General features: G+C 67.9%; 19 protein-coding genes. 10 read left to right on the top strand and 9 right to left on the bottom strand.

Annotated elements, in window-relative coordinates; translation table 11 throughout:
• Positions 1-67: 67 nt before the first annotated feature.
• Positions 68-532, top strand: a complete 465-nt coding sequence (locus V9K99_RS39995; RefSeq protein ID WP_337007823.1) for a nitroreductase family deazaflavin-dependent oxidoreductase — start codon at positions 68-70, stop codon at positions 530-532.
• Here V9K99_RS39995 and V9K99_RS39990 read toward each other — a convergent pair.
• On the bottom strand, positions 519-1,310 hold the full coding sequence (locus V9K99_RS39990) for an inositol monophosphatase family protein (RefSeq protein ID WP_337007822.1): 792 nt from the start codon (positions 1,308-1,310) through the stop codon (positions 519-521). The genes V9K99_RS39995 and V9K99_RS39990 overlap by 14 nt on opposite strands.
• A 296-nt stretch (positions 1,311-1,606) precedes the next feature.
• Between V9K99_RS39990 and V9K99_RS39985 the strand changes: the two genes are divergently transcribed.
• Complete coding sequence (locus tag V9K99_RS39985) at positions 1,607-2,233, top strand: DUF6308 family protein (protein ID WP_337007821.1); 627 nt, start codon at positions 1,607-1,609, stop codon at positions 2,231-2,233.
• Here V9K99_RS39985 and V9K99_RS39980 read toward each other — a convergent pair.
• Both V9K99_RS39980 and V9K99_RS39975 read right to left on the bottom strand, forming a co-directional pair.
• A complete protein-coding gene (locus tag V9K99_RS39980) occupies positions 2,226-3,752 on the bottom strand; it encodes an LLM class flavin-dependent oxidoreductase (RefSeq protein ID WP_337007820.1) in 1,527 nt (508 codons plus the stop codon). The genes V9K99_RS39985 and V9K99_RS39980 overlap by 8 nt on opposite strands.
• A gap of 85 nt (positions 3,753-3,837) precedes the next feature.
• Positions 3,838-6,864 (bottom strand): BTAD domain-containing putative transcriptional regulator, encoded by a 3,027-nt coding sequence (locus tag V9K99_RS39975; protein ID WP_337007819.1) that lies wholly within the window; start codon positions 6,862-6,864, stop codon positions 3,838-3,840.
• A gap of 97 nt (positions 6,865-6,961) precedes the next feature.
• On the opposite strand from V9K99_RS39975, the gene V9K99_RS39970 reads away from it, so the two are divergent.
• The 4 genes from V9K99_RS39970 (at position 6,962) to V9K99_RS39955 (ending at position 9,409) form a co-directional block, all read left to right on the top strand.
• The gene (locus V9K99_RS39970) at positions 6,962-7,525 is read left to right on the top strand and encodes an NADPH-dependent FMN reductase (RefSeq protein WP_337007818.1); all 564 of its coding nucleotides are present in this window, start codon (positions 6,962-6,964) and stop codon (positions 7,523-7,525) included.
• A 9-nt stretch (positions 7,526-7,534) separates the two neighbouring features.
• Positions 7,535-8,077, top strand: a complete 543-nt coding sequence (locus V9K99_RS39965) for a dihydrofolate reductase family protein (protein ID WP_337007817.1) — start codon at positions 7,535-7,537, stop codon at positions 8,075-8,077.
• A 187-nt stretch (positions 8,078-8,264) separates the two neighbouring features.
• Entirely contained in the window at positions 8,265-8,834 is a 570-nt protein-coding gene (locus V9K99_RS39960; RefSeq protein ID WP_337007816.1) for a hypothetical protein, read from the top strand.
• A complete protein-coding gene (locus V9K99_RS39955) occupies positions 8,831-9,409 on the top strand; it encodes a hypothetical protein (RefSeq protein ID WP_337007815.1) in 579 nt (192 codons plus the stop codon). The genes V9K99_RS39960 and V9K99_RS39955 overlap by 4 nt, the downstream gene beginning before the upstream one ends.
• A 54-nt stretch (positions 9,410-9,463) precedes the next feature.
• On the opposite strand, the gene V9K99_RS39950 is transcribed toward V9K99_RS39955, so the two are convergent.
• Together V9K99_RS39950 and V9K99_RS39945 are read right to left on the bottom strand one after the other, a co-directional pair.
• Positions 9,464-10,828, bottom strand: coding sequence for an FAD-binding oxidoreductase (locus tag V9K99_RS39950; RefSeq protein ID WP_337007814.1), 1,365 nt, complete (start codon positions 10,826-10,828; stop codon positions 9,464-9,466).
• A gap of 182 nt (positions 10,829-11,010) precedes the next feature.
• On the bottom strand, positions 11,011-11,940 hold the full coding sequence (locus V9K99_RS39945) for a LysR family transcriptional regulator (protein WP_337007813.1): 930 nt from the start codon (positions 11,938-11,940) through the stop codon (positions 11,011-11,013).
• Positions 11,941-12,017: 77 nt separating this feature from the next.
• On the opposite strand from V9K99_RS39945, the gene V9K99_RS39940 reads away from it, so the two are divergent.
• Entirely contained in the window at positions 12,018-12,962 is a 945-nt protein-coding gene (locus V9K99_RS39940; protein WP_337007812.1) for a DMT family transporter, read from the top strand.
• On the opposite strand, the gene V9K99_RS39935 is transcribed toward V9K99_RS39940, so the two are convergent.
• Positions 12,882-13,529, bottom strand: a complete 648-nt coding sequence (locus V9K99_RS39935) for a hypothetical protein (protein ID WP_337007811.1) — start codon at positions 13,527-13,529, stop codon at positions 12,882-12,884. The genes V9K99_RS39940 and V9K99_RS39935 overlap by 81 nt on opposite strands.
• Before the next feature lie 249 nt (positions 13,530-13,778).
• Between V9K99_RS39935 and V9K99_RS39930 the strand changes: the two genes are divergently transcribed.
• Complete coding sequence (locus V9K99_RS39930) at positions 13,779-14,810, top strand: alpha/beta hydrolase family protein (RefSeq protein ID WP_337007810.1); 1,032 nt, start codon at positions 13,779-13,781, stop codon at positions 14,808-14,810.
• On the opposite strand, the gene V9K99_RS39925 is transcribed toward V9K99_RS39930, so the two are convergent.
• The 3 genes from V9K99_RS39925 to V9K99_RS39915 form a co-directional block, all read right to left on the bottom strand.
• Positions 14,791-15,627: a methyltransferase domain-containing protein gene (locus tag V9K99_RS39925; protein ID WP_337007809.1), complete on the bottom strand. Its 837-nt coding sequence runs from the start codon at positions 15,625-15,627 to the stop codon at positions 14,791-14,793. The genes V9K99_RS39930 and V9K99_RS39925 overlap by 20 nt on opposite strands.
• A 126-nt stretch (positions 15,628-15,753) precedes the next feature.
• The gene (locus V9K99_RS39920; RefSeq protein WP_337007808.1) at positions 15,754-16,440 is read right to left on the bottom strand and encodes a hypothetical protein; all 687 of its coding nucleotides are present in this window, start codon (positions 16,438-16,440) and stop codon (positions 15,754-15,756) included.
• A complete protein-coding gene (locus tag V9K99_RS39915) occupies positions 16,437-16,787 on the bottom strand; it encodes a hypothetical protein (RefSeq protein WP_337007807.1) in 351 nt (116 codons plus the stop codon). Before V9K99_RS39915 ends, V9K99_RS39920 begins: the two co-directional genes overlap by 4 nt.
• 142 nt (positions 16,788-16,929) lie before the next feature.
• On the opposite strand from V9K99_RS39915, the gene V9K99_RS39910 reads away from it, so the two are divergent.
• Complete coding sequence (locus tag V9K99_RS39910) at positions 16,930-19,110, top strand: sensor histidine kinase (protein WP_337007806.1); 2,181 nt, start codon at positions 16,930-16,932, stop codon at positions 19,108-19,110.
• Entirely contained in the window at positions 19,107-19,757 is a 651-nt protein-coding gene (locus V9K99_RS39905; protein WP_337007805.1) for a response regulator transcription factor, read from the top strand. The genes V9K99_RS39910 and V9K99_RS39905 overlap by 4 nt, the downstream gene beginning before the upstream one ends.
• Positions 19,758-19,893: the final 136 nt, after the last annotated feature.

Raw genomic sequence — 19,893 nt, 5'->3', positions numbered from 1 at the left:
CAGGCTTGGGCGGGGCGCTCATAGCGTTGCCACCAGAGAGTTCAGGTCGAATCAACTGGAGGTAGCCATGACTCAGAAGCAGCAGACGGCGAAGCGCAAGCCCGGTACGCCCGGACCGTTCTCACGCTGGATTCAGCGGACCATGAACGCCCGTACGAGCCGCAAGATCCACGGTGGTCGCGACAAGTTCATGGGCATGGACGTACTCGTCCTCAAGACCCTCGGCCGCCGGAGCCGCGAGCCCCGCGAAACCCCGCTGGCCTGGTTCCCGGACGGCGAGAACGCCTGGCTGGTCGTCGCTTCCGGCGGCGGCAGCCAACACCCCGACTGGCACGCCAACCTCATGGCTCACCCCACCAGCGCGTCCGTCGCCTTCCCCGGCCGCGACCCCCTCCCGGTAATCCCAACCCCGCTCGAAGGCCCCACCCGCGACCAGGCCTGGCAAGCGATCACCACCGCCCAACCCCGCCTAGCCAAGTACCAGTCCAAGTCCGCCCGCCAGTACCCCGTCATCCGCCTCACGCCTCGTTGACAGGTCCGGCGGTCAGGGGCCGGCGCGTCGGGTATTGAAGGGCGGTGAGCAACTGACTGTGCAAGTTCGCGTTGGAATACAGCCCACCGCCTTGGTCGCCCGCACGTCCGCCGGTTCGATCGGTGAAACGGCCGCCCGCTTCCTCGACGAGAAGAATCCAGGGCGCGTGATCCCAGATGTAGTACCGCTCGACGAGGAAGGCGTCGATTTCGCCACGAACGAGTTCCACGAGCGGGAGAGGGCTCCCCGGTCCGCGGGCCGCACTCGAGAGCCGGGCTCTGAACGCGTCATCCAGAGCCTCGAGCCGAGCATCAGCCACCGCCGACGTGGTGCTGACTTCGAGGCGCTGCAATTCGGCCTCCTCGCGTGGCCAGGACGACTCGAAAGCCCCGCCGCCTCGGATCGCCCACCAGCAGCGCCGCAGCGCAGGAGCGGTGACGACCGCGAGCTCAATGCTCCCGGCAACCTCCAGCGCAATCTGAACTCGCCAGTTCGGGTCACGCCGGCTGAAGAATGACGTACCGTCCACCGGGTCGATGATCCAGACCCGGTCGGACTCACCGAGTCGACCAAGTTCCTCGCCGAGGAGCGCGTCCATCGGCCTCGCCACAGACAACGTTTCGCGAATCAGCCGCTCGACTGCCCGGTCGGCTTCCGTGACTTGTGTGCCGTCGGCCTTCAGCGTTGCCGCAACGCCGGCCTCGAAGTAGCCGAGCGCGAGCTCCGCCGCCAGATCTGACATGTCGAACGCGAGTTGTAAGTCATCACCGCCGTCCACGATCGGCGACGCTATCAGCCAAGGCTCGCGCCCGACGCGCCGTCGGAGAACGGGCGGGTAAGGGCCGGACTGGGGTCATGGGTGCCTCCGCTCGGTTGATGGGGGGTTACTGAGAGTTTATGGAGATTGGAGGCTCAGTAGAGCGGATGATTACAGGTTGTGGATAACGGGAAGTGACCCAGGCGTGTGGGTGAGCGGGGGGTCGCCTACGATCTGCGGAAACGGGGTCAGGAAATCGTTCGGATGATGGTCTGCCTGCTGGCGGGTCTGCCACCAAGAGTGTGAGGGTGTGGCTCATGAACATCGGTACTCGGAAGATCGTCGTCGACGAGGCTATAGCGCAGCTGCGGCTGTACGCCGAGACGAACGGCGCTGTACTGCGCTACTACGACGGTCTACCGGGAATGACATGCATCGGGGGGTCCGACCCGAACCAGATCACGCTCGAGGATCTGGCTCGGACGATGGTGATCGGTTCCGACCTGCGGGCGATGGACATCCCGTGGTTGCTCGAGGTGGACGCGGAGAAGGAACTCGCGGCCATCCCGGTCGACGCGCGGCTGGAGGATGCGAAACCGGACAGCGAGCTGTTCGAGGCGGCGATGGCGCTGGACGAGAAGTTCACCGGCCACCGCGGGTTCGGCCACGCCAAGAAGTCGAAGCTGCTGCACCTGAAGCGGCCGTACCTCTACCCGGTCACCGACAGCTTCATCCGGATGACCTATGGCTCGGCCTCCGCCGGTGCGGAGTTCCTGAAGGCGGTCCACAACGACCTGGTCAACCCGGCCAACGTGCGCGACTTCAAGCTGCTGCAGGTTCGGCTGATCGCGGAGCCGTCCACGTCGGCCGCTCGTCTGCTGGGCGAGGTTCCCACCCTCCGCCTGCTCGACATCCTGGCCTCACTCCTGGGCGAGGCTAAATGACCCCGAGCCGCGCCAGCGGTTCCACCAACTCGCGCTCCTCGTAGGACAGGTGTGAGAGCAGCGTGTCGTCCAACAGGTCGACCGCTGCTCGCAGACCGTCGATGTCCCCCGAGCCGTCGACCAGAGCGACCAGTGCCTTGTCCACACCTTCCAGTACGTCGTGAATGACGCGGTGCTCCTCTTCCAACCGGTCCACGACGGGTACTAGCGCCGGGTCGGCCCGACGCAGGTGTGGGAACAGTGAGGCGTCCTCCAGCGAGTGGTGAGTGGTCACCAGCCGGCAGTACGACTCGCAGTACGTTCCCAGCGTCCAGTTGTTCTGCCGCATGGTCATCGTGTTGATGTGCGACCGCGCCTGCCCGACACCGATCGACCCCGCAGCCACTTGCTCCACCAGGTCGCGGATCTGCTCGAGCTCTGCACGCAGATGGTCGTGTACGTCGATCAGATGCTGACCCGACGACAGCTGGTACGGCGTGTACGTGCGCTCCGGATCCAACGCCGGCCCGGTGGGTCGCTCCGACTCGTCCAGCAGTTGTACGGCGCTACGTCGTACAGCAGGAGGTGGAGTCGGCACAACGCTGAACCCACCAGGCGCAGCACCAGAAGCAACCGCAGCGCGCTCTGAGACAGCGGCACCAGAGCGGGCCGCCTCCACTGCCTCACGGACACCCGCTGCCACCTCAGCAAAGCGCCTGATGTCGTCCGGGTCGTCAGAGCCGAGGATGTACGTGCTCATCCCCTCCCCCAGCGTCAGCTCGGCGAGCTGGTCGATCCAAAGCTCCTCCGGCCCCTGCAGGAACCCACCACCACGTCCGTCGAACCGCCCCGACAGGTTGTAGAGCCGCCGTACCGACGCAGGGTCCCGCCCTGCCTCCACAGCAGCCTCATCGATGATCTTGTTCATCGCAGCGAGCTGGTCCGGTCCGGCGTACCCACTGCTCGGCAGCCAGCCGTCAGCGACCCGTCCGGTCAGCGCGAGCATGCGCGGCTTGTACGCGCCCAGCCAGATCGACACATCGTGTGCCGGCTGCGGACCACGCTTGGCACCGGCCACGGTGTACTGCTTGCCGGCCAGCCGGATGCCACCACCCTGTGGCGTCCACACCTCGCGCATGATCGCGATGGCCTCTTCCAGCGCAGTGATGCTCTGCCCTGTGGTCAGCCGGGGACCAGCGTTCGCAGCGACGGCGTCCAGGAAGCCGCCGGCGCCAAGACCCAGCTCCACTCGGCCACCACTGATCAGGTCGAGTGTGGCGACGCTGCGGGCGAGGACGACCGGCTGGCGCAGCGGGAGGTTGGCGACGTTCGTGGCGACCTTGACCCGTTGGGTCTGGGCGGCGACGACGGACAGGAGCGTCCACGCGTCCATCAGCCGCGGCTGGTACGGGTGGTCCTGGAAGGTGACCAGGTCGAGGCCGACCTGCTCGGTCAGCTGCGCCAGCGCGATCACCCGGGCCGGGTTGTCGACCGCCGGGGTCAGGAACGTGCCGAAGACCAGCTCATGGCCGTAGTCCATGGTTCACCTTTCACAAGTCTGCTTGACCACGAAACTACTTCGCTGCACGAATAATCTCAAGTCAAGACCATCTGCCAAGCAGAAGTCACTGCAGGCGGAATGCTTGCTCCAGCGAAAGAGCGCTGCCGGCGTCCCAAGCGGTCTGGTAGGCAGCGTCTCCCAGAGCATCGCGAGCGACCGCCACAGCTCTGCTGATGTCACCGGACTCTGCCGACGTGACCAGGTAGCCCTCCGCTGCACGGGTCGCGTCAGCAGCACCCAGGAGCTTCGCAGCGACGGTCTTGTCGGGCAGGCAGGCGGCAATGCCCTCCAGTGACCAGCACATGCCCCGCAGCGACTCGTACTCCTCCGAGATGCGGAAGGCCTCGAGGTGCAGCTCGAGAGCACTCTCCGGATCGCCACGGAGCTCCACGACGTACGCCAGCTCCGTCAGCACCATCGAGAGGTAGAGGACCGGATCCTGCTGGCGGCGCGCCTCATCCACCAGTGCACGCAGCCGCATCTCCGCCTCTTCCAGAGCGCCGGTACGACGTGCTGCGTAGGCCAGCACGATCTCCGCCAAGGCCTGGGTCGCGCGCTGGTCCTGCTCGGCCGCAAGGCGCAGAGCACGCTCGCCATGGCCACGGGCCGCGTCGTAGTTGCCCTGCCTGATCTCAGTCCACCCGAGCATCCCCAGCGACCCTGCAAGCTCTGGCCAGAGCCCCAGCTCCTCCGCCAGCTGTACGTCCTCCCGCTGCAGCCGCGCAGCCTTGTCGAAGTCGCCAGTGAACTCCGCATGCGCACTGAGCCAGCTGGTCGCCTGCAACACTCCCCACCGGTCACCCAGCGAGCGGAAGATGCGAGCACTCTCCGAAGCATCGGCATGCAGAGCCGCGACGTCGGACCGCACATGTGCATGCTTGGCACGCGCCGCGAGCACCGCAGCGACACCCCACTGGTCGCCGTCCGCCTCGAAGGTCTTCAGCGCGCGCTCCAGCAGCGCCAGACAGGTCACGAGGTCCCCGGCATCGCTACCGGCAAAGGCGATCCACCACTGCGCCCGAGCGTCCGCAGACTCCAGCCACCGGTCCCGCTCACTCCCAGCGTCACTGTCACCCTGCACGTACATGAACCCGACCCGCCAAGCACCTGCCCGAGCAGAGCCCGGCACTGCCTCCAGCGACCGCAGTGCCTCAGCAGTCCGCCCACGCAGGTACCAGTACCAAGCGAGTGCATCCACCAACCGCTCAGCAACCTCCACCTGCTCAGTCGCCACAGCCCGGTCCAGTGCCGACCGCATGTTGGCGGCATCCTCATCAAGCAGCTGCAACCACCTGCTCTGCTCAGCGCCGTACAGATGCGGTCGAGCCTCTTCAGCAAACGACGTGTAGTACTCGAGGTGCCGCTGCTGAACTGACTCCAGCTCACCGACAAAACGCAGCTTCTCCAAGCAGTACGCCGCCACAGACTCCAGCAGCCGGTATCGCGGCCCCTCCGCCCCCTGCACCGGTACGACGAGCGACCGGTCCACCAGCCGTACCAGTACATCCAGCACGTCGACCCCTGGCTCAGCACACACCACCGACGCGGCATCCGGCGTACAGCCATCCGCATGTACGGCGAGACGGCGCAGAACAGCCTGCTCGTCCGGGCTGAGCAGTTCCCAGCTCCAGTCGATCATCGCGTGCAGAGTCTGCTGACGCGGTGCAGCACCACGGTGTCCGGTCGCGAGCAAGCGGAACCGATCGTCCAGTCGGGCAACGAGTCCACGGACTCCTAGAGCTCGTACTCGGGTCGCCGCGAGCTCCAGCGCGAGCGGGATCCCGTCAAGGCGTCGGCACAGGACGGCGACGTCCGCAGCAGTCGCGGCCGACAGACTGAAGTCCCTAGAAGCAGCTGACGCCCGGGCGACGAACAACTGGACCGCACTGCACTCACCCACCGCATCAGGCTCAGTATCGCGTGATGGCACCTCAAGCGTCGGCACAGACCACACGACCTCACCGGCCAACCCCAGCGGCTCGCGACTCGTTGCCAGCACCCGCAAGCCGGGCGCGGCGGCCAGCAGCCGGTCTGTCAGGTCAGCAACCTCCGAGACGATCTGTTCGCAGTTGTCGAGCACCAGCAACCGGGAGCCCATCACAGCGGCAAGCCGCTCCACGGCGGTGATCTCGCGGAGATCCATGGCTGCGTACACGGCATCCATCAGAGAGCTACGAACCGAGAGAGCAGCAGGAGTCACCGCAGCCAGCTCAACCAGCACGACTCCGTCAGAGAACCGGTCAGCGACTTGAGCGGCAGCAGCCAAGGCCAGCCGGGTCTTGCCCACTCCCCCAGGCCCAGTCAGCGTCACGAGCCGTGAGGACGCCAGACACGAGCTGACGTCGGCCAGCGCCTCTGAACGACCGATCAGCTCGGTGAGCTGGGCTGGGAGGTTAGAACGTCGACTAGGTAGCTCCTGCGTGAGGATCGACTGGTGGAGCGCGACCAGCTCCGGACTGGGGTCCAGCCCCAGCTCGTCGGCTAGCAGCAGACGCAGCTCCTCGTAGCTCTCCAGTGCCTCGCTCTGCCGACCACTCCGGTAGAGCGCCCTCATGTGACTCGCCCGTAGATGCTCACGCAGCGGGTGCTCGGCAACGAGCGCGGCCAACTCACCCACCGAGGCGTCGGCCCAGGACTCCACTGCAGTGAGCCGCTGCTCGTTCAGCCGGGCTACAGCCGTCTCGACGAACGCCTCATCCGCGAAGTCGGCGTACGCCGGTCCACGCCACAGTGTGAGCGCCTCACTGAGCTGCCCGGCCGCTACCCGGTCGGCAAAGGTCAGAGCGTCGTACGACGAGCTGTCGACGGTGATCGAGTAGCCGGCCGGACCGGACTTCACCAGTGCCCGGCTGCCGGGCTCCGCGTCCTCGAAGGCGCGCCGGAGCTGTGAGACCTTCGCGGACAGGGTCCCGGACGGGTTGCCGGGGAGCTGGGAGCCCCAGAGGTCGTCGATGAGGCGGTCAGCCGGCACCGGACGGCCCTCGTGGACCAGGAGGTCGGCCAGCAGGGCGCGGACCTTCAGGCCCTGGATGGCCACGGGTTCCCCCGCGTCCGTCCAGGCAGTGACCGGCCCCAGCACCCCGAAACGCATGGCCGCACCTTAACCGCCACACCGGGTTTACGCCCGACCGGAAAGAAACCGTAAACGGGATCCGGCAGAGTCTGGGACATCAGGAAGGAGGAAGCAGATGCGACTGGCAGTGATCATCGGCAGCACCCGCAACGGGCGGTTCGGACCGACCGTGGCCCACTGGCTCGCCCAGCAGGCCGCCAAGCAGTTCGAGGTGGACCTGATCGACCTGGCCACCGCGAACCTGCCGACCGCACTGCCCGACACCGACGACGAGACACCCGCCGAGGTCGCCGTACTGGCTCCGAGACTCGCCACCGCGGACGCGTTCGCAGTGGTGACACCGGAGTACAACAGCAGCTTCCCGGCACCGCTGAAGACCGCACTGGACTGGTACTACGAGGAGTGGCACGCCAAGCCGGTCGCGATCGTCAGCTACGGCCGGGAGACCGGTGGACTGTACGCCACAGCACAGCTGCGGCAGGTCTTCACCGAGCTCCAGGCCGTCACCATCCGCAACACGGTCGCACTGCCCTGCTACTGGGAGCAGTTCACCGCGGACGGCCACTGGCCACGGCCGACCGCCGGCTACGAGGCCCAGGCCAAGCTCATGCTCGACCAGCTCGTCTGGTGGGCCCAAGCGCTCCTTCAAGCGCGCACGCAACGTCCATACCAACCGTAAGGAAGAACAATGAGGAAGCTGATCGAGTCCACGTTCCTGACCACCAACGGCGTCATCGAGAACCCGCAGGACTATTCCCCGCCGTACTGGGACGACGAGCACGGCGCCTACGCCCAGGGCCTGATGGAGAACGTCGAGGCCCAGCTGCTCGGCCGGGTCACCTACGAAGGCTTCGCGGAGGCCTGGTCACAGCGCAGCGGTGACCCGTTCACCGACCACTTCAACGCGATGCCGAAGTACGTCGCCTCCCGCACCCTCACCGGGGAGCTGACCTGGAACGCCCGGCTGCTCGAGGGCGACGCCGCCGAGGCGGTCAAGCGGCTCAAGCAGGAGGACGGGGGCGACCTGATCAAGTACGGAACGGGTGAGTTCTCCAAGACGCTGCTGGAGCACAAGCTGGTCGACGAGTACCACTTCTGGATCTTTCCGGTCCTGGCCAGTGGTGCGAAGTTGTTCGACGACGTCGACGTCGCCATCACCCACCTCGAACTGCTCGGCACGACCACCTTCAAGTCCGGCATCGTCGTCCACAAGCTGGCCCCGAAGGCCTGAGCGCACCCAACCGATTCCAGCCGGTCACCGAAGTCAGGTGGCCGGCTGGACGCTTGTCCGGGTACTCCGTGGGTACCGGTTCGGCCTCGGGGATGTGAGGCGGCGCTGGGGGCCCGCCTGCCGAAGGTCCTCGCGATCAGTTCTCCGGATCGCCAGGTCTGCACAGCCCAATCGGACTGGAGGTCTGATGGATACCGTCCTGACAGTCGTCATCGTCGTCGTCGTGGTGCTCGCGGCGGCCGGGTTGCTGTTCATGTACCAGCGCAGACGCTCGGGTGAACTGCAGCAGCGGTTCGGCCCGGAGTACGAGCACACCATCGAGGAGTCGGGCGACCGGCGCAGCGCCGAACGCGAACTGCGTGAGCGCGAGCGCCGCGTGTCGAAGCTCGACATCACACCGTTGAGCCGGGGGTCCGCAGAGCAGTACCGGGCCGAGTGGGCTCAGGTGCAGCAGAGCTTCGTCGACCAGCCCGCGGCCGCCGTCGCCGATGCCGACCAGCTCGTCCTGCGGATGATGCGTGAGTCCGGCTACCCGGTCGACGAGTTCGACCAGCGCGTCAACGACATCTCGGTGGAGCACCCGGAGGTCGCCGCGCACTACCGCGACGCGCACCGGGTCGCGGTCGCCCAGGCCAAGGGTGAGACCGACACGGAGGAACTCCGCCAGGCCGTCACCGCCTACCGCTACCTGGTCGAGGCACTGCTGGCCGACAGCGGGGACGCGAAGCACTCACATGACGCCAAGGAGCAAGCATGACCACCACGCCAGACGACCGCCGATTCGATGAGACGGACGAAGACCGCCGCATGACCGACGCCGACCACGCCGCCCTCGACGCGGACCGTACGACGGATGCAGGCGAACCCGGCCGTACGACGGACCTCGGCGACGCGGACCGTACGACGGACACGAGTGAAACCGACCGTACGACGGACCTCGGCGAAACCGACCGCTCGACGGACCTCGGCGACGCGGACCGTACGACGGACACCCGCGCGGATCAGGCGACGACGACCGACCGCGGCGTCGAGTGGACCGCGGCCGGCAACCAGCCGGACACCTCGACCCAGCCGTTGGTGGCAGAGGACGTGGCGGTCGACTTCAGGACCCGGTGGGAGGTCATCCAGCAAGGGTTCGTCGACGATCCGCGCAACTCGGTGAGTGAAGCCGACAAGCTGGTCGACGATCTGCTCAAGCGCCTGTCGGCGAGCTTCGAGGAACAGCACCAGGGTCTGGAGAAGCAGTGGTCCGACGGTGAGCCGTCGACCGAGGACCTGCGCTCGGCCCTGCAGAAGTACCGTGCCTTCTTCCAACGCCTGCTGGCGATGTAGACGAACACCGGTCAGCCCGTACGGCGAACGTCGTACGGGCTGACTGTTCGTTGCCTAGGGCACGATGTTCTGGTTGAGGTGGAACAGGTTGCCCGGGTCGTACTTGCGCTTGACCTCGACCAACCGGTCGTAGTTGTCCTTGTAGTTGTCCTGGATCCGGCCCTGGTCGTCGCCGGCCATGAAGTTGATGTAGCCGCCGGCCTCGGACAGCGGTGCGACGTCGTCGTAGTACGACTTGACCCACTCGATGTTGGCGTCGTTGTCGGCCGGGTCCGGCCACATTCCCGCGATCACGGTCGCGAAGTTCGCGTCCCGGTAGGCGAACGCGGTCGCGCCGGGCGTGACCCGGTGGCAAGCGCCGTCGATCGGGTAGATATGCACGGTCGAGTTCACCGCCGGCAGGCCGGGCGCGTGCCGCAGGTGTGCCTGGATCGCCTCGTCGGTGAGTTCGGTGACGAAGTTCGCCTTCCAGTAGTGCTGCAGGCCCGGCGGGACGAGTGCGTCGAAGGCGCTGTTCAGCGCCGGGTACGGCATCGGCCCGACCATCTCGGCGACCACCGGCGCGAACTCACGGAACTTCGAGATCTCCGCCTCGCCCTGATCCGGATCACCGGCCCAGCAGCCGACGATCAGCGCGAACACGTCACCGTGCCGGTCCTCCGGGATGAACGGCAGCGGCGGCGCGATCTGGAACGCCGGGAACCCGCCGAGCTGTTCGGGCGCATCCCCGATCATGTCCCGGAACCCGGCCACCACGGCGGCCGCGTCGGCCATCTCGAACAGCATCGGACCGCCGTAGATCGTCGACACCGGTGCCAGCCTGAACTCGAGCGCGGTCACCACGCCGAAGTTGCCGCCGCCACCGCGCAACGCCCAGAACAGGTCGTCGTTCTCCTTCTCGCTGGCGATCAGGAACCGCCCGTCCGCGGTCACCACGTCCGCCGAGATCAGGTTGTCGCAGGCCAGCCCGAGCCCTCGGTCCAGGTAGCCGATCCCGCCGCCGAGGGTCAGACCGCCGACCCCGGTGGTCGAGATGATGCCGCCGGTCGACGCCAGCCCGAAGGCGTGTGTCGCCGCGTTGTAATCACCCCAGGTCGCACCGCCACCCGCGCGAGCGGTCCGGCTGACAGGGTTCACCCGGACATTGCGCATCCCGCTCAGGTCGACGACCACACCGTCGTCCACGGTGCCGAAGCCCGGCACGCTGTGCCCGCCGCCCCGCACTGCCAGATCCAGTTCGTTGGACCGCGCGAAATCCACCGCGGCCATCACGTCACCAGCGTTCTCACACCGCACCACGACCCGCGGACGCCGGTCGTACATGGCTTGGTGGACCCGGCGCGCCTCGTCGTACCCCTCGTCGCCGTCGGTAAAGACCTGTCCCCTGGTGCGTTCCCTCAAGTCATCGATCGTCCCCATGACCCCTCCACGGCTGTCACGTCAAGACCAGCGCCACAACCGGCGCTACACAGACCAGCCGTCGCCGTCGGGCGCAGCGCGAGCAACCCACCCCAGAGAGCGTCTGAACCCCCGACGGGCAGCCGGACCTCCCCCAGACCCACCCGTTCTTCTCTCGACCGTCCCTCGCGACCCCGGTTTCGTCAACGGCCCGCCGCTGACGAAACCCTTACCTGTTCGTCCGCGGCGATGCGTAAGGCGGCGGCGACCGCGGCGACTGCCGGCGTACGGCTGCGGCGCGTGAGCAGGAAGACCTCCCGGCCGACGGCTCCTTCGGCAGGTAGGCGGACCGCGACTCCGGGAGCGCCGTACCCGAGCACCAGATCCGGCAGCAGCGCACCGGCTCCCGTCGTACGGACCAGCTCCAGCAGGATCAGGAAGTCGTCGGAGCTGTAGCGCAGGTCAGGCTCGAACCCGCCGAGCTCCCGGCAGACCCGCACGTGCATCTCGCGATGCCCGGTGTCGGGCTGGCAAGCGGCCCACGGTACGTCGGCCAGCCGCGCCATCGGCACCCGGTCGACGGCGGCCTCGGGATGATCGGCGGGCAACACGACGTGGATGCGTTCACGCAGCAACCGCTCGCGATCCAGGTCGGCGTGCACGGCGCGAGGTTGGCCGTCGTACTCGTCGCCGACCACGACGTCCAACTGATGCAGCCGCAGGGCCGGCGCCGCCTGCTCCACCTCGACCTCTGCCGCCTCGACGCGGATATCGGGATCGCTCACGGCCAACGCCCGTACTGCCGGAGCCACGATCCGCAGGAACGCGGACTGAAACGCGGCGATCTGGACCACACCGGCCGCCCGCCCGGCCGCGATCGTGGCCAGCTCGGCCTCCGCCGCCTCCACGCCTTCCAGCAGTACGGCGGCGTGACGCACGAGGACCTGGCCTGCGGCGGTGAGTCGGACGTTGCGGCCGATCCGTTCGAGTAACGGCGTACCGGCCTCTCGCTCCAGCACTGAGAGCTGCTGGGAGATGGCACTGGGCGTGTACCCGAGCGCCCGCGCGGCGCCGTGCACGGTGCCACGAGCGTGCACCTCGCGGAGCAGACGCAGCCGGTGGAGATCCAACATCTGTTCAGGATAGCTACACGATGCTGTCCATGAAGTCGCGATGGACCTGAACAGTTTGGACCGGGACCATCGATCCCGTGGGACGACTCTTCTGCTTACTTTCCGCCGCCGGGTTCGGGGCGATGGCCGTGTTCGGCAAGCTGGCCTACGACGCGGGTGTGTCGGTGGACGCGCTGCTGCTGGTCCGTTTCGGGCTGGCCGGCGGCCTGTTGATCGTGATCGCACTGGCCCGAGGGGCGCTGCGCCAACTCCCCCGCCGGGCCGTGCTCGCCGGACTGGGTATGGGGGTGTTCGGCTACGCGGCGCAGGCGGGTCTCTACTTCTCCGCGCTGGCCAGGATCGACGCGTCGATGGTCGCGCTGATCCTGTACGTGTATCCGGTGCTGGTCATGGCCGGGGCGATCGTGCTCAGGCGAGAACGCGCGTCGCGGCGGCGGATGTGGGCGCTGGGCGTAGCGCTGACTGGGATCGTGCTGGTGCTCAGCGGGGCGACAACTGGGCGGTTCGACTGGCTGGGTGCATTGCTGGCGCTGGGCGCAGCGCTCACCTACACCGGTTACATCCTGGTCGGCGACCGCGTGACGGCCGACGTACCTCCGCTCGCCTTGACCGCGCTCGTGTGCACCGGGGCCTTCGGCACCTTCCTCGTGACCGGGTTCCTGCGCGGTGGCACCGACCTCGGTTTCGCTCCGATCGGGTGGTTGTGGCTGGCAGCGTTGGCGCTGGTCAGCACGGTCGGAGCGATCCTGCTGTTCTTCGCGGGGATGGCCCGGGTCGGCCCGTCAGTGGCGTCGATCCTGTCCATCCTCGAGCCAGTGGTGACGGTGGTCGCCGCTGCGGTCGTGTTCGGCGAGACGCTCACCGTGATGCAGTGGCTCGGCGGCTCGCTGGTGCTGGCCGCCGTACTGATCGTGCAATGGCCGCGCCGTCCGCAGGCTGCGTCAGGACGGTCTGCAGGCAGGCGCCTCCACGAGAGCGGTATTGGCTCGGGCAGCAGCGTTGAGGTTCCTAGTGGCACCTGACCAGGCCGCTTCCCAGAGCTGCTGCGCGTGTTCCGAGCCGAAGTCGCCGGCCGCATGCGCCGCCATCATCGCCAGATGCTTCTCCCAGTCCGCGGCGGCGGCCCCGTTCGCGGCGGCCGCCGTCTGCAGGATCTTCAACCGGTGATTGCACGCTGCCGCGGACGCTCCGGTCAGCGTCGCGCAGCCCCCGGCCGAGCTGCGTTGCGCGACTATTGCGGCATCCAGCCGGGCAATATCCGCGGGACCGGCGAGCCGGGTGCGTTTCCAAATTTCTTTGGTGACAGCCGCGGAATTCTTGCCGGCCAGCAGATCGGTCCGCGCCGCCACGTGTTCGCGCCAATGCCCGGCGGCAGTGCGTGCCGCGGTCAGTACGGCACCAGTCGCCGCGAGTTCTGCGTTGCACGCGTCAGCCGGGGAGACTGCCTGTTGCGCTGTTTTCGCTGTCTGTGCAGGCGCACTCGCGGTTGGTGAAGGTTGACCCGACGGTGAGTCGTCGTCCGATCCGACGAGCGCGATCGCGACGCCGGCCGCGGCGATCACGGCGACGGACAGTCCCAGCGCGAGCACCAACGGTCCCCGGCTGCGATGTATTGCCCGTCTGGCCTTCGACATTTTTCAAGCCCCCTGCTTGAACAATTCGACCGTCCGGCCCAAATGCTGCCATGCGGACTATCGAAAGGCGAACAATTCACCCTACGAGGCAGTAATCACGCAATCCGTGCGGTGCCGCTCCGGCGCCGCGGGCCGCGAATCGTTGTGTGAACTTTCGCCGGATTCTCGTCGTCCGACGGCAGACTTGACCGTATGGACCGGCGGATGACGTGGACGGGAGTCGCCGCGCTCGTGATGACGGCCGCGATCGCCTGCACCTCCCAGGACGACGCGGCACCCCCGGCGTCAACTCCGAGCGAAACCTCCTCGACGCCCACCACGTCATCCGCTCCGCCGGCTCCATCGACGCCGACCACCGCTACGCCTACGGCAGCACCGCACCCGGTCTCATTGCAGGCGATGATGACGAGGAAGTACGACGGCCGGAACCTCCGGCTCGGCCGCGTCCTCGCCCGCAACACCGCCTACACCCGGTACTACGTCACGTACTCGAGCGGCTCACTCACCATCTCCGGCATCATGAACGTCCCGCGCACCCCCGGCCGGCACCCGGCGCTCGTCCTGAACCACGGTCACATCGACCCGGCGATCTACACCAACGGCCGCGGCCTGATGCGTGAGCAGGACTACCTCGCCCGGCGCGGGTACGTCGTACTGCACACCGACTATCGCGGACACGCACAGTCGTCCGACGATCCGCGGGAGGGCGTGGACATGCGCCTCGGGTACACCGAGGACGCGATCAACGCCGTCCTCGCGCTGCGAACCTCGCCGTCCGTCGACCCGAACCGGATCGGCATGCTCGGCCGGTCGATGGGCGGCGGGGTCACCTACAACGCGCTGGTCGCGCAACCCGGGCTGATCAAGGCCGCGGTCGTCTTCGCACCGGTCAGTTCCGATACCGCCGACAACTTCAACCGCTGGGTGCGGAACGACCGTCCGATCGGGGCGACCGTGCTGCGCACGTACGGCGAACCGGCGCGCAACCCGGCGTTCTGGCGCAATGTGTCAGCGGTCAACTTCTTCGAGCGGGTCACCGAGCCGGTGCTGATCCACCATGGCGAGTCCGACTCGACCTGCCCGATCGCGTGGTCCCGTGAGACTCTCGCGGCGCTCAAGGCGGCCGGCAAGACCGCCTCGATGTACACCTATCCGGGCGAGGAACACGCGTTCGGCCCCGCCTGGCCGACCTCGATGGCCCGCACGGTCGCCTTCCTCAAGCAACACGGGGTTTGACAGCGCTGACGGCGTACATCGTCAGCGACAGGTGGAACTCGCCACGGTCGGCGGCGTCGGCGATGCCCTGGGCGAAGGCCTCCGCTTCCGCGCGGGTGATGACGCCGGCCTCGAGGGAGGTCAGGTGCATCATCGAGACGAAGCCCTGCCGCGCGCCTTCCTGTGGTTCGATCCAGGTGGCGGCGGTCTCGCCGGTGATCTCCAGGCCCGCGCCAGCTAGTAGACCCCGCAGCCGGCGGCCGGAGTACGGGTTCGCCGAGTCGGCGAGGAAGTAGTCGACCATCCGCTGGAGGATGGCGGGATCGGCCGGATGGATGATCGCCGTCGACCAGTCCGTGTCGATCAACGCGATCCGCCCGCCGGGCCGCAGTACCCGGGCCATCTCCCGGACCGCGCCGGCCGGGTCGGCCAGGTGCTGCAGCACCCGCTCGCTGCGCAGCACGTCCACCGACTCCGCCTCGAAGGGCAGGGCGTTCGCATCGCCTTCGACGAACTCGGTGTTGACTCCCGCGGCACGTCGTACCGCTTCCGCCCGGAGGCCCGCGCTCGGCTCGACGCCGATCGCTCGCCCCGCCGGACCGACCAGCTTCGCGAACCGTACGACGTCCTCGCCGGTCCCCGAGCCGACGTCGACCGCGGTCTCGCCGGCGGCCGGCGCCAGCTGGCCGAGAGCCCACGCCTTCAAGGTCTGTACGGCGGGGCGCTGCGCCATCAGGTCCAGGATCATCGCCAGCTTGGCGGTGTCCTGCGTCTCCACGTCCGCGAGCTTGAAACTCCCCCGCGACAGGTCGATCCCGGACTCGTCCGTCTCCGTCATCCCACTCCCCCTTCAGTGCGAACGACGTCATCGCACTCCCCTGTGGTGCGATCGAGCGTAGCGCCGGACGAGCCCGGGGCCGACTGTTTTTCCCTTTCGGGCAACAGTTCCCCTCCTGCAAACGGCTCAGTACTGCGGTTCCCAGTCCTCGTCACGCATCCGGAGGATCGCCCACCCCACCGCGGCGAATCCGGCTGCCTGCAGGCCCCAGCCGACGAGATCCAGCGTGTGACTGACCACCACGACCGCGGCGATGAGATGGATCGGTTGCGAGATCGCGGTCGCCACCGCGGCCCATCGGGGCACGATGTGCGAGCGCCACATCGCGATCCCGAGCAGGATCGTGCCGATAACATGCCCGGCGACGAAGACGATCCCGGCGATGTCCATCGTGCCGTGGCTCACCTCGGCGGCCCGGGTGATCGCGGCCGGATCCAGTCCCGCCGTACCCGCGGACCAGATGAAGATGTCGCCGGACGCCATCCACGGCAGCGCGAGATACCCGGGTACGACGAGCAGCAGCGCGATCGCGGTGAGCCACGGGGCCCGGCGACGGGTCAGCCGGCCGACGGCGTACGCGCCGGGGACCAGCGTCAGGATCCCGATGAAGCCCAGCCAGAGCACGAGCGACCCTCGATCGAGATTGTCGACAATCTTATTGGTGATCGTCGACATGTCGTCGACCGTGTCGTACGGCAGGAAGTACCGCAGCAGCGCGATCGCGGCCGGGCCGATCGGCAGGATCAGCGCCGCGAACCACCGCGACACCGGTCGGACGTCGGCTCGCGTCGTACGCGTCAATGTCTGGCTCATCGCGCACCTACCGGCTCGCGAGACGGCAGCAGTACCGCCACGACTCCGAAGATCGTTGCCGCCACCCCCACACCTGCGGCGGCGACCGCTGCCGCGGGTACGTCGGACACGAAGAACGCGGGTACTGCGAGGAGTGCCGAGGCGAGCCGCAGCGTGATGAGCGGAGCCAACGACCACCGCTTCCCCTGCCACGCGAACCCGATCAGCACCAGACTCACCAGACCGACCACCGCCGCGCCGATCGCGATCTCCATCGGCGGGTGTTCCCCGTCGGTCAACACCGGTGTCAGCAGATCCGCAACCGACACCAGAGCCAGTACAACCAATCCCAGTTTGTGCATTGTCATCCCCTCTCCTGAGGGCACAACTGTCCGACGATCCCCGCGTCTAACACTTGGGCGCGCACTCCCCCGTGACCAGGCAATCCCCCGACTCACCCGGGAACCCGATCCCGAGACGCCGGGACACGTCTGGGCGCACACTCTCCGTATGAAGGCCTCACCACAACCGACCCGTCGCTGGCTGGCCGGCGGGCTCGGCGGGTTCGTCGCCGCGGAAGTGATCGCGGCGCTCATCCTCGCCGCGGTACTGGGATGGGGCTGGCAGATCCTGGTCGAGGCATTCGTGCTGACGAACGGGTTGATGGGGCTGACGTTCGGCCTGTGCGGCGCGGTGATCGCCTGGCATCGGCCGAGCAATCCAATCGGCTGGCTGTTCATCGCCGACGGCATCGGGCACGCCACGACAGCGGTGACCACGCCGATCAGTCAAATGATGGGCGACGCGGACGCCCCGATGGTCGCCCAGCGCCTGATCGTCACGCTCTCGATGGCGGCCTGGCCGTGGTCGATCGGGCTGTTCCTTCCGCTGGCGCTGCTACTGTTCCCGACCGGCAGGCTGCTCTCGCCCCGCTGGCGCTGGGCCGCGATCGGCATCATCGTCACGTCGCCTCTGTTCGTCCTCGAGATGACCGGCGATGGCAGCGCACCCGGTGAAGGGCTTCCGTCCGGCTACCTGACCATCTCGTCGTATGACGCTCTCCAGCCGCTGTGGACGATCACCGAGGTCCGCGGCCTCATCGCGTTGCTGCTGGCAATCACCTGCCTGGCGATCAGGTACCGCCGGGCCGATGAAGTGGGCCGCCGGCAACTCCTGTGGTTGCTGCTGGCATCGGTCATCGCGATCCTGTTCGTGACGCCGTGGTCGCTCATCGCCGGCACACCAATCCTTGTCCTACTGGCGATTCCGCTGATCCCGGTGGCCGTCGCGGTCGCGATCGTGCGCTACCAACTCCTCGACATCCGGCTGGTCGTCTCGCGCGCGCTGACCTGGGCGGTGCTGTCGTTGGTTGCCGTCGGCGCCTACGCTGCACTGGCCGCGATCCTGGGCTCGCTGATCTCGTCCCAAGTCGGCCGCTCCGCCGCGATCACCGTCTTCGTCGCCTTGATCATCGCCCCGATCCTGCCCCGCCTACAGCGCCTCGTCGATCGAGCCCTCTACGGCGACCGCGGCGACCCAGCCCGAGTAGCATCCCGAATCAGCGAACACCTCTCCGCCGGCCTCCCCGGCGCCACCGACCACCCAACCGCCAGCCACGCCGGAGCCGGCAACCACCCGGCCACCGACCACCCCGGTGTCGCCGACCTTTCCGGTGTCGCCGACCACCTGACCACCGACCACCCAGGTGCCGCCGATTACCCGACCGCCAGTGCCCGCAAGCACCCGCCCACCGACCACTCCGCTGTCACCGACCACCTGACCGCTGGCCTACCTGGTGTCATCGCGTCCATCCGCTCGGCGCTGCGGTTCCCGTACGTTGCTCTGATTGTTGACAATACGATCGTCGCCTCGGACGGTAGGCCGTCGGCCACCGTCGTACCGCTGAATCTGGAGTACGGCGGCGCCACGGTCGGCGCACTGAACATCGGGCTGCGGTCGGGTGAGTCGGAGTTGTCCTCGGCCGACCGCAACGTGCTTCGGCTGGTCGCCGTACCGCTCGCTGTCGCATTGCATGCAACCCGATTGTCGACAGAGCTCCAGTCGTCCCGCGAGAAGCTGGTCGCGGCCCGCGAGGAGGAGCGCCGCCGGCTCCGCCGCGACCTGCACGACGGACTCGGCCCGACTCTGACCGGTGTCGCGTTCACCGCCGATGCCGCGGCCAACCTGATCGCGACCGACACGGACAAGGCTCGCGACCTCCTCGCGACCCTGCGCACCGACACCCGTACCGCGATCGCCGACGTACGACGGCTTGTCGACAATCTACGACCACCTGCGCTCGACGAACTCGGCCTAGTCGGAGCACTGCGGCAGCGCGCGGATCAGCTGTCGTTCCGGGCGGACGGGGCATCGATCCAGGTGGACGTCTCGGCGGACGGGCTGCCGCCGCTGCCGGCAGCTCTCGAGGTCGCGGCGTACCGGATCGCGACCGAGGCGCTCACGAACATCGTCAGACACTCGCACGCGACGTCCGCCGTACTAGCGTTGCGCTGTGGTGACGACCTGGAGATCGAGGTGACCGACGACGGACCGCCGAACGGCGAGTGGCGTCCCGGCGTCGGTCTGCACGCGATGCGGGAACGCGCCGCCGAGCTGGGCGGTCGTTTCGAGGCAGGACCGTCGCCGGCCGGAGGCGTCGTACGAGCGAGTTTCCCCTTGGAGCACAGATGATTCGCGTGGTGCTGGCCGATGATCATCCGGTCGTCCGGGCGGGGTTGTCGGCCTTGCTCACGTCGTTGCCGGGGATCGAGGTCGTGGGGGTCGCCGCGACCGGCCGCGAGGCGATCCGTGAGGTGATCACGACGCGGCCCGATGTCGCCGTACTGGATCTTCAGATGCCTGACCTCGACGGGTTCGCCGCGACGCGGGAGCTCGGACGGTCGGCGCCGGAGGTCGCCGTACTGGTGCTGACGATGTTCGAGGACGACGACTCGGTTTTCGCGGCGATGCGCGCGGGCGCCCGCGGCTACCTGGTCAAAGGGGCTGAGCAGGACGAGATCGCGCGAGCCATCCGCGCGGTCGCGGCCGGTGAGGCGATCTTCGGCCCTGGTGTCGCCCGGCGCGTGCTGGGGTTCTTCTCCGCCCCGCCTCCCGCGGCCGACCCGTTCCCCGAGCTCACCACCCGCGAACGCCAGATCCTCGACCTGCTCGCCGCCGGCCTCTCCAACTCCGCCATCGCCAACCGCCTCGACCTGGCCGCCAAGACCGTCGCCAACAACGTCTCCGCCATCTTCACCAAACTCGGCATCGCCGACCGCGCCACCGCCATCATCCAAGCCCGCAACGCCGGCCTCGGCGGCGCCGAGCAACCCCGCTAACGGGGAGCGATTCATGGGGAGAACCGGCTTTTCTGCTCGATGTGTGGGTGGTCGTTGACCGGTGCGGAACGCGAACCGGTCGCTGGTCGCCGCCTTCGTGTCCCAAGTGCCGTACCGCCGGGGTTCCTGTCGACCT

This window comes from Kribbella sp. CCNWLW201 (assembly GCF_037203805.1).
Lineage (GTDB): Bacteria > Actinomycetota > Actinomycetes > Propionibacteriales > Kribbellaceae > Kribbella.
The sequence above is the reverse complement of the archived record's forward strand: the minus strand, read 5'-3'. Positions and strand labels throughout refer to the sequence as shown.